Origin of the sequence: Kitasatospora sp. MBT63, from assembly GCF_000710465.2 — a bacterium.
Classification (GTDB): domain Bacteria; phylum Actinomycetota; class Actinomycetes; order Streptomycetales; family Streptomycetaceae; genus Kitasatospora.
In genome coordinates, this window is the sequence record NZ_JAIZ01000787.1 from 33,823 (window position 1) to 41,994 (window position 8,172).

General features: G+C 72.9%; 13 protein-coding genes. 10 read left to right on the top strand and 3 right to left on the bottom strand.

Annotated features, from left to right (window positions below; genetic code table 11):
* Nucleotides 1-253 precede the first annotated feature (253 nt).
* From AA75_RS53165 to AA75_RS41185, 8 genes are all read left to right on the top strand, one after another.
* On the top strand, nt 254-508 hold the full coding sequence (locus tag AA75_RS53165; protein WP_233289426.1) for a gas vesicle protein: 255 nt from the start codon (nt 254-256) through the stop codon (nt 506-508).
* A gap of 169 nt (nt 509-677) precedes the next feature.
* Nucleotides 678-1,124: a gas vesicle structural protein GvpA gene (locus tag AA75_RS41155; protein WP_033825618.1), complete on the top strand. Its 447-nt coding sequence runs from the start codon at nt 678-680 to the stop codon at nt 1,122-1,124.
* A 3-nt stretch (nt 1,125-1,127) separates the two neighbouring features.
* Nucleotides 1,128-1,847: a GvpL/GvpF family gas vesicle protein gene (locus AA75_RS41160; RefSeq protein WP_033825619.1), complete on the top strand. Its 720-nt coding sequence runs from the start codon at nt 1,128-1,130 to the stop codon at nt 1,845-1,847.
* Between the two features lie 52 nt (nt 1,848-1,899).
* A complete protein-coding gene (locus AA75_RS41165; protein ID WP_033825637.1) occupies nt 1,900-2,148 on the top strand; it encodes a gas vesicle protein GvpG in 249 nt (82 codons plus the stop codon).
* Between the two features lie 69 nt (nt 2,149-2,217).
* The gene (locus AA75_RS41170) at nt 2,218-2,694 is read left to right on the top strand and encodes a gas vesicle protein (protein ID WP_033825620.1); all 477 of its coding nucleotides are present in this window, start codon (nt 2,218-2,220) and stop codon (nt 2,692-2,694) included.
* Nucleotides 2,694-3,521 (top strand): GvpL/GvpF family gas vesicle protein, encoded by an 828-nt coding sequence (locus tag AA75_RS41175; protein ID WP_033825621.1) that lies wholly within the window; start codon nt 2,694-2,696, stop codon nt 3,519-3,521. The genes AA75_RS41170 and AA75_RS41175 overlap by 1 nt, the downstream gene beginning before the upstream one ends.
* 9 nt (nt 3,522-3,530) lie before the next feature.
* The gene (locus tag AA75_RS41180) at nt 3,531-3,785 is read left to right on the top strand and encodes a gas vesicle protein (RefSeq protein ID WP_033825622.1); all 255 of its coding nucleotides are present in this window, start codon (nt 3,531-3,533) and stop codon (nt 3,783-3,785) included.
* Nucleotides 3,782-4,231 carry a gas vesicle protein K gene (locus AA75_RS41185; protein ID WP_033825623.1) on the top strand — a complete coding sequence of 150 codons (450 nt, stop codon included), beginning with the start codon at nt 3,782-3,784 and terminating at the stop codon, nt 4,229-4,231. The genes AA75_RS41180 and AA75_RS41185 overlap by 4 nt, the downstream gene beginning before the upstream one ends.
* Before the next feature lie 49 nt (nt 4,232-4,280).
* Here the strand turns inward: AA75_RS41185 and AA75_RS51555 are convergent, their stop codons facing one another.
* Both AA75_RS51555 and AA75_RS41190 read right to left on the bottom strand, forming a co-directional pair.
* Nucleotides 4,281-4,454, bottom strand: a complete 174-nt coding sequence (locus tag AA75_RS51555) for a hypothetical protein (protein WP_158515658.1) — start codon at nt 4,452-4,454, stop codon at nt 4,281-4,283.
* Between the two features lie 216 nt (nt 4,455-4,670).
* Nucleotides 4,671-5,237 (bottom strand): type 1 glutamine amidotransferase domain-containing protein, encoded by a 567-nt coding sequence (locus AA75_RS41190; RefSeq protein ID WP_033825624.1) that lies wholly within the window; start codon nt 5,235-5,237, stop codon nt 4,671-4,673.
* A gap of 355 nt (nt 5,238-5,592) precedes the next feature.
* Here AA75_RS41190 and AA75_RS41195 point away from each other — a divergent pair, with 355 nt between their 5' ends.
* Nucleotides 5,593-5,994, top strand: a complete 402-nt coding sequence (locus AA75_RS41195; protein WP_233289425.1) for a DoxX family membrane protein — start codon at nt 5,593-5,595, stop codon at nt 5,992-5,994.
* Nucleotides 5,995-6,394: 400 nt separating this feature from the next.
* Here AA75_RS41195 and AA75_RS41200 read toward each other — a convergent pair whose 3' ends face one another.
* Entirely contained in the window at nt 6,395-7,360 is a 966-nt protein-coding gene (locus AA75_RS41200; protein ID WP_033825639.1) for an LLM class F420-dependent oxidoreductase, read from the bottom strand.
* A gap of 342 nt (nt 7,361-7,702) precedes the next feature.
* On the opposite strand from AA75_RS41200, the gene AA75_RS41205 reads away from it, so the two are divergent.
* Nucleotides 7,703-8,098 (top strand): PGPGW domain-containing protein, encoded by a 396-nt coding sequence (locus AA75_RS41205; RefSeq protein WP_033825625.1) that lies wholly within the window; start codon nt 7,703-7,705, stop codon nt 8,096-8,098.
* The last annotated feature ends 74 nt before the right edge of the window (nt 8,099-8,172 follow it).

The window sequence follows — 8,172 nt, forward strand, 5'->3', positions numbered from 1 at the left end:
CGGTGGGAAGGCGTGCGACCGGTACAACAGCCCGGAGATGCTCATGGCCGCAGATCCCGGGGGAGCCGCGCGCAAGCCGCGGCGTCCCCCCGACCACGACGGCCCGTCGGCCCGCGCTCCTTCGGCCCGGCGAGCCGGAACCCGGCGCACCGAGGACACTCGGCACGCCGAGGAGCCCCGGCGCGTCGAGGACGGCGACCGAGCCGCGGACGCCGAACGGGCGGGGACCGCCCCGCGTCGGCGGCCGCGTCGGGTGTCCGCCCCGCGGGCCCTGCGCTACGCGGCCGAGCAGCTCGAAGAACTGCTCGGCCGGACCCCGGAGTCGGTCTCGGCGGTGAGACCCACCGAGGACGGCTGGCAGGCCGACGTCGAGGTACTGGAACTGGAACGGGTGCCCACCACCACCAGCGTGATGGCCACCTACCGGGTCACCCTCGACGCACAGGGCGAACTGGTGGCCTACGAGCGCACCCGCCGCTACAGCCGTGGTCAGATCGACCGGCTCTGAGCCCGGCGCCCCGCGACCGGCCCCGCACTCCGCGACCGGCCGCGCGCCCGCCGCCGGTACCGCGGCACCGTTGCCGACATCGGTGCCGGTGCCATCAGCCCGGCCGTGATCGAGACGAGAGGAACGGCCGCCCGTACACCGCTTCGGGCGACCGGGAACGGAGCCCAGCGTGACAGTCGTACCGCAGTCAGCAGGCGGAGGCGTCTCCCGAGGCGCGGGACCCGGCGGCGCAGGGTCCGGCAACCTGTACGACATCCTCGAACTCATCCTGGACCGTGGGCTGGTCATCGACGTCTTCGTCCGGGTCTCCCTGGTCGGGATCGAGATCCTCAAGATCGACGCCCGGATCGTGGTCGCCAGCGTGGACACCTACCTGCGCTTCGCGGAGGCCTGCAACCGGCTGGACCTGGAATCCGGGCGCAAAGCACCCGCCCAGCTGACCGACATCGTCGGCGAGGTCACCGAAGGCGGAGCCAAGGGCAAGAGCAAGGGCGCACTGACCGGTGCCGTCGAGGCCGTCACCGAGGCCATGCACCTCGACCGCGACGAGGACAAGGAACCCGCCGAGAAGCGCACGCGCCCGACCCGCCGGCCCGCCCGCCGCCGCGAGGAGTGAACCATGGCCGTCTACGTCTACTCCATCGTCGCCGGCACCCATCCGCTGGACCTCCGCGGCCTCGCAGGGGTCGGTGCGGACCCCGCCGCGCTGCGCACCGTCGAGGGCGGAAAGCTCACCGCGGTGGTCAGCGACGCCCCGACCGACCTGCGCGCCAAACGCCGCGACCTCGCCGCCCACCAAGCCGTACAGCAACGCCTCATGGCGGACGGCACGGTACTCCCGCTGCGTTTCGGCTTCACCGCCCCCGACGACGACGCGGTCCACTCTGCACTCATCGAACGGGCCGAGCAGTACACCGCCCGGCTGCACGACCTGGAGGGGTGCGCCGAGTTCCACCTCAAGGCCACCGAGGACGAGGAGATGTTGCTGCGCCGGATCCTGACCGAGTCGCCGGAGGCCCGGCGCCTCAACGACGGGATCAGGTCCGGCAACGCCGGACCCGACGCGCCGATGGCGCTCGGCGAACTCGTCGCCCAGGAGGTCCGGGCCCGCCAGGAGGCACTCGCCGCAGGAATCGCCCAGGCGCTGCGGCCCCACGCACGCGACGAACGGTCCTCCCCGCCGTCCGGCGAGGTCTTCCTGTCCATCTCCTTCCTCGTCGCCCGGGAGGACGAGGACGCATTCCTGACGGCCGGGAAGGGCCTCGCCGCCGAACTGGGCGACAGCGACGGCGTGGACCTGCGGCTGAACGGCCCGCTGCCCGCGTACAGCTTCGTCTGAGACAGGTGAGACAGGTGGAACAGGTAAGGCGGATGAGGTGGGTGAGGCGGCCGTGGGCCTGATCACGCAGATCCTCACCCTGCCGCTGGCCCCGGTCCGCGGAGCCGTGTGGGTCGCCGAACGCATCCAGGAGGCAGCCGAGCAGCAGTACTACGACCCCGCGCCGGTCGAACGCGAACTGGCCGAACTGGAGCAGGCCCTACTCGCCGGCGACATCGACGAGGAGACCTTCGACCGCAGGGAGGACCAACTCCTCGACCGCTTGGACGAGATCAAGGCGTGGCAGCGCGGAGACCTGTGACCCGCCCCGCCCGATCCACCGAGATGGGCGGGACCCCGAACCAGGACAGGAGAGGAAGGCCGAACCGCCGTGACCCAACCCATCGCCGAAAGGCTCGACTCCCTCCCGTCCCGAGCCGGACCGCCCTACGCCCAGGGCTCCTCCGCCAACCTCGCCGACATCCTCGAACGCGTCCTCGACAAGGGCATCGTCATCGCCGGTGACATCCAGATCAACCTGCTCGACATCGAACTGCTCACCATCAAACTGCGCCTGCTGGTCGCCTCCGTCGACAAGGCCAAGGAGATGGGGATCGACTGGTGGGAGCACGACCCCTCGCTCTCCTCCCGGGCCCGCGGCGACCCCCTTCCGGCCACCGACCGCGTTCCGGCCACCGACCACGCCACGGCACTGGAACTCGAGAACGAACGCCTGCGCAGCGAGCTCGCCGAACTGCGGGCGGACCCGCCCCTCCCGCCGGCCCCCGAGAAGACCACGGCCCGGCGTCCCACCCGCGCCAAGCGCTCCGATCCGGCCCCCCGCCCGCGCCGCACCCGGGAGGAGTGATGGCCGACACCGTCGTCTACGCCTACGCCATCGCCCGGTACTCCGAGCGCCTGGACCGTGCCGCCGCCGCCACGCACGGCATCGCCGGCGCCCCGGTGCTGCTCCTTCAGGCAGCCACAGGCGCCACTGCCCACGCCGAAGTACCCGGCCTCGCCGCAGCCATCAGCCGGGTCCCCGCCGCCGACTTCCGCGAGGACGCCCTCGCCGCACACCTCGAAGACATCCAGTGGCTGGAAGCCACCGCCCGCGCCCACCACGCCGTCATCGCCGCGCTCGCCGAGCAAACCACCGTCCTTCCGCTGCGCCTCGGGGCGGTGTACTTCGACGACGAGGGTGTCCGCAGGGTGCTGGCGGCCCGGCAGACGGAGTTCGGGGCGGGGCTCGACCGCCTGGCAGCGCGGGTCGAATGGGGGGTCAAGATCTACCTGGAGGCGGCCCCGGCCCGGGAACCCGTACCCGACCGGCCGCCGTCGTCGGACCTCGGTCCGGGCCGCGCCTACCTGCACTCCCGGCGGGCCGCGCGCGACCGCCACGCGGAGCGCTACCGCGCCGCCGAGCAGGCGGCGGTACGGGTGGAGACGGCCGCGGCGGGCCTGGCCGTGGCGCGGGCGCACCACCGTGTCCACGGCGACGGGACGGGAGCAGGCGAGGGCGAGAACGTCGTCAACGACGCGTACCTGGTGCCCGAGGACCGGGCCGAGGCGTTCCGTGCCCAGGTGCTACGGGCGGCGCAGGGCCTGAGCGGGATCCGGGTCGAGGTCACCGGCCCGTGGGCGCCGTACTCCTTCGCGGACCTGCCGCCGGACGACCGCACCGACGGGCGGTGACGGGCCGCCATGAACGATGAACAGTCGCAGGAGTCACAGGAGTCACAGGAGCCACTGCCGGATCGGCGGATCGCCCTGATCGACCTCCTCGACCGGCTGCTGAGCGGCGGTGTCGTCCTCACCGGCGACATCGTGCTGTCGGTCGCCGACATCGACCTCGTACGGATCTCGCTGCGGGCCCTGATCGTCTCGATCACCGGCCAGGACCTGTCCCCGTGGCCGCCGCAGCAGGACCGCGGACGCCCCGGCGGCGGCGCGCCATGAACCCCCGGGACGCCGGCCACGGTGCCGACCACCCGGGCCGTACGGGATCTGCAGGCCGTACGGGCCCTACGGCTCGCTATGCGGAGATCTCCGCGGCCGCCGGCCGGGCGTTCCGCCTGCTCCCGGCGCCCGGCGAGGACGGCCGCCGACCCCGGGACCGGCAGCCGCACCCGGCGCGCCGGATCAACACCGATCCGGAGAACCTCGAACGGGACCTGGTCCAGCTCGTCCTCACCCTGGTCGAACTCCTGCGGCAGCTGATGGAACGCCAGGCCCTCCACCGGGTCGACGCAGGGGACCTCAGCGAGGAACAGGAGGAGCGGCTGGGTGCCACCCTGATGGCCCTCCACGACCGGATGGACGACCTCTGCGCCCGCTACGGCCTGAACCGTGCCGACCTGAACCTCGACCTCGGCCCGCTGGGAAGCCTCCTCCCGCCGCCGTAGGGCCCGCGGCCCCGGCGCAGCCGGCCGTCGCCGGCCGCGGCGCGAAGCCTCACCAGGAGAAGATCCGGCCGATCAGGAACGCCAGCACGCACCGCACCCGCAGTCCGATCACCAGCAGCGGCCAGGCTCCCCGGGCGTGCCGGAGTTCGGACGGCTCAGGCACCGAGATCCCCGCCGTCGTACTCGATCCGGCGGGCAGGTCCAGCTCCCGTAGCGCGCCCACCCGGGGTCGGTGCCGCCACACACCCGACTGCCCAGGACCGGGAGCCTCTCCGGCCTCGGCACCGTCCCCACCGGGTCCCACGGCCGGGCAGCAGTGACCCACCACCAGCCAGAAGGGCATGGCCGCCGCTGATCCGACCACCGGCGCGCCGCCTGTAGTCCTTCCCGCACCGGCGTCGTGGGCGCGCAGTGGGTCCACTGGCGGAGCCGCTGTGGGTCAGGCCGCCGAGGCCAGCGCCTTGTCGATCTCGGCGAGGAAGTCGTCCAGGTCGCGGGGCGTCCGGGAGGTGATCAGGGGCCAGCCGCCCGTGTCGTCCCGGACGACCGGGGCGTCGACCCAGTCGGCGCCGGCGTTGAGGACGTCCGTCCGCAACGAGGCGTAAGAGGTCAGGGTCTTGCCCTTCAGTACGCCGGCCTCGACCAGCAGCAAGGGGCCGTGGCAGATCGCGGCGACCGGCCGGTTCGAGGACACGAAGGCGTGGACCAGGTCGACCGCGGTGTCGTCGAGCCGCAGGGCGTCGGCGTTGAGCGTCCCACCGGGGATCACCAGCAGGTCGTAGCCGGACTGGTCGACATCGGCCAGGGCCAGCGTGGGCCGGACCTGTTCGCCGGGGTTCTGGTCGCCCACCAGGGTCCGGACCGGGTCCTGGGTGACGGCTGCGATGTCCACCGACGCACCTGTTTCGCGCAGGTGCCTGCTCGGGACGAGCAGTTCGTCCTGCTCGACGCCGTAGTTGGTGACAACGGTCAGGATGCGACGTGCGGAGAGTTCGTATTCGGTCACGGTGCTGCGCCCTTCTGCTCGCACAAGGGGTCCTACGGTTGCGGCTGCCCGGGAGATGCGACCTCACACCTGGTTCGGACCGCTCGGGAGCTGCCTTCCGTCCGCAACCCACCCGGCGGGCGCCGGCGGTGCCCCCGGCCGGCCCGTTGAGCAGCAGCGCGCATACGGCATCCGACGGCGAGCCGCGGTGTCGACCGACCCGCCACGTCGAGTTGCGGTCCGCAACGGATTGCGGCGCGCCGTTCTCCGCGATCCCGGCCCGATGCCGCCGACGTTGTGATTGACCGCCTGCCGAACCGGAAAGACGCCCGACATGTCCATCTTGAGAGCCTGTGCACGACCGATGCTCGCGTCGATGTTCCTCTACGGAGGCGCCGATGCCGTTCTGAACCCCGCCCGTCTGGAGTCCACCGCCGAACCGGTGGTCGACTCGCTGGCGGATCACCTTCCCGTCGTTCCGCAGCGGACCAGGACCGCGATCCGGCTCAACGCCGCGGCCCAGCTGGCGGCCGGTGCGTTGCTGGCCACCGGCCGCCTCACCCGGCCCGCCGCACTCGCCCTGGCCGCGACGCTGGTCCCGGTCACCCTGGCCGGCCACCGGTTCTGGGAGATCAAGGACGACGAGGAACGCGCCCAGCAGCGCATCCACTTCCTGAAGAACCTGTCGATGTGCGGCGGACTGCTGCTCGCGGTCGCCGACTCGGGCGCCGGTCCGTCCCTCGGCTGGCGTGCCCGCCACCGCCAGTGGAGTTCCTGACACCGGCCCCCGAGAGCGAGCGTCGGGTCCGACCACCACGTGCCGTCCCCGCGGCCCGCTCCCGGCTCGCCGGTGGTGGACTGCGGGAGTTGGGCGAGGCGGACGGCGGCGACGGGACACCGAGCCGCAGCCGCGCACAGGCCGCCCGGATGCCGTTCTGCGGCCGATGCCACGGCGAGGACGGCGGTCCGCGGAGGGCGGCAGCGCGCGAACGGCGCTGTCCGCCACCGCCCTGTGCCCCTGAACGCCGGACGCCATCCGGACGAGGTCAGGTCTGCGACTCCCGGCCGCGCCGGTGGACCGGCGCGCTCAGACGGACCGGCCGAGCAGTGAGGCCACCGTGCCGGGCCCAGCACACGTGCGCCCCTGCCACCCGCGGAATCCGAAGCGAAGCACCGGGTCACAGTTCCCGTAGTGCCGGCAGGAGGGACTTCTCGGCCCAGTCCAGGAAAGGCCGTTGGGCGTCGCCGCCGACCTGGACCAGTGCGACCTCGGTGAATCCGGCGTCCGTGTAGGCGCGCACCGCTTCGACGAAGGCGTCGACGTCGTCACCGCAGGGGATGGAGGCGGCGACGTCCTCCGGGCGGACGAACCGGCTCGCAGCCGCGAACGCGGCCGGGCCGGGCAGCTCGGCGTTGACCTTCCAGCCGCCGCCGAACCAGCGGAACTGGGCGTGCGCACGGGCGACGGCCGTGTCCCGGTCGGGGTCGTAGCAGACCGGAAGCTGGCCCACCCGGGGTTTCCCGGCTCCGCCGTGCCGGTCGAAGGCGTCCAGCAACGTCCGGTCGGGTTCGACGGCGATCACCAGGTCGGCATGTTCCCCCGCGAGTCTGCACGACTGCTCGCCGGAGACGGCGATACCGATGGGCGGCGCCTGTTCGGGCAGGTCCCACAGCCGCCCCGACTCCACTCGGAAGTGCCGGCCACGGTAGTTGACGTAGCCACCGTGGAAGAGGGCCCGGATGATCTCGACCGCCTCGGTCAGCATCGCCTGGCGGATGTCCACCGCCGGCCAGCCCCCGCCCACGATGTGCTCGTTGAGGTTCTCGCCCGAGCCCAGACCGAGCCGGAACCGGCCCTCGGACAGCAGCTGGACGGTCGCCGCCTTCTGGGCCACCACCGCCGGGTGGTAGCGCACGGTCGGGCAGGTCACACAGGTCATCAGCGGGATCCGGTCGGTGGCCTGCGCCGCCGCGCCGAGGACGCTCCACACGTACGGCGCGTGCCCCTGCTCGTCCAGCCACGGGAAGGAGTGGTCCGAGGCGACGGAGAAGTCGAACCCGACCTGTTCCGCCCGCACCACGTCGGCCACCAGCTGCCGGGGCCCGGCCTGTTCGGTCATCATCGTGTACCCGATACGAACCATGCAGGTCGCCTGCCCGGTCGGCCGGACCGGAAACGGGTCACCGGGAGGTGCCGGGCCGTCGACGGCGTGGGCGACCTGGCCGCGTACGGTGGCGGCCAGGGGATGGCGGGTGGTGCGGGCGGGTTCCGCCTCCGGCCGGGACCCGGCGACGCGGCGGGCACGCACGCGCCGGCCCTCCGAGGGTGGTGTTCGTCGTGACGCGGTGATGGAACGAGCATGGCGACGGGGCACGTGAAAAACCGTGCGCGGTCGGCGGCGCCCGGCGGCCGTGAAACCGGACCGGACTATGGTGGGCGGATGGGTGAACAGCGGCGACGGCCCGGTGCCGAGGAACCGGCGAGGGTGAGGCACCCGCTGGCGCGAGCGGTCCTCGCCGTCGGAGGGGGCTTTCTGGTCGTGGTCGGTGTCATCCTGCTCGTGCTGCCCGGCCCGGGGCTGCTGCTGGTACTCGCGGGCCTGATCCTGTTCTCCCGGGCAGTACCCGCCGTGACGCGGTACGTCGAACCGGTGCGGGTGCGGGCGATGCAGGGGGCCGAGGCGAGCGTCGCCTCGCGATGGCGGATCCTCGGTTCGGTCCTGGCCGGTCTCGGCCTGATCGGCGCCGGGGTGTTGTGGGGCCTGCTGGCCGGCCTGCCGTTCTCCGGTTGGAGCACCGGATCCAGCCTGATCCTCTCCGGCACCGTCCTGCTCGTGCTCCTCGTCTGGAGCCACCGAAGGGTGCACGGCAACCGGCGCTAGTCCTGTTGAGCCGGGTCAGTCGGGCGGCTCCGGTACCTCGGGCGCGTCGGGCTCACCTCGGCGGTGGGGCGGGC

Coding starts and splice junctions, on each gene's coding strand:
- AA75_RS41160 (WP_033825619.1), top strand. CDS start 1,128: ATGGCCGTCTACGTCTACTCCATCGTCGCCGGCACCCATCCGCTGGAC.
- AA75_RS41175 (WP_033825621.1), top strand. CDS start 2,694: ATGGCCGACACCGTCGTCTACGCCTACGCCATCGCCCGGTACTCCGAG.
- AA75_RS41180 (WP_033825622.1), top strand. CDS start 3,531: ATGAACGATGAACAGTCGCAGGAGTCACAGGAGTCACAGGAGCCACTG.
- AA75_RS41185 (WP_033825623.1), top strand. CDS start 3,782: ATGAACCCCCGGGACGCCGGCCACGGTGCCGACCACCCGGGCCGTACG.
- AA75_RS41195 (WP_233289425.1), top strand. CDS start 5,593: ATGTTCCTCTACGGAGGCGCCGATGCCGTTCTGAACCCCGCCCGTCTG.
- AA75_RS41200 (WP_033825639.1), bottom strand. CDS start 7,360: ATGGTTCGTATCGGGTACACGATGATGACCGAACAGGCCGGGCCCCGG.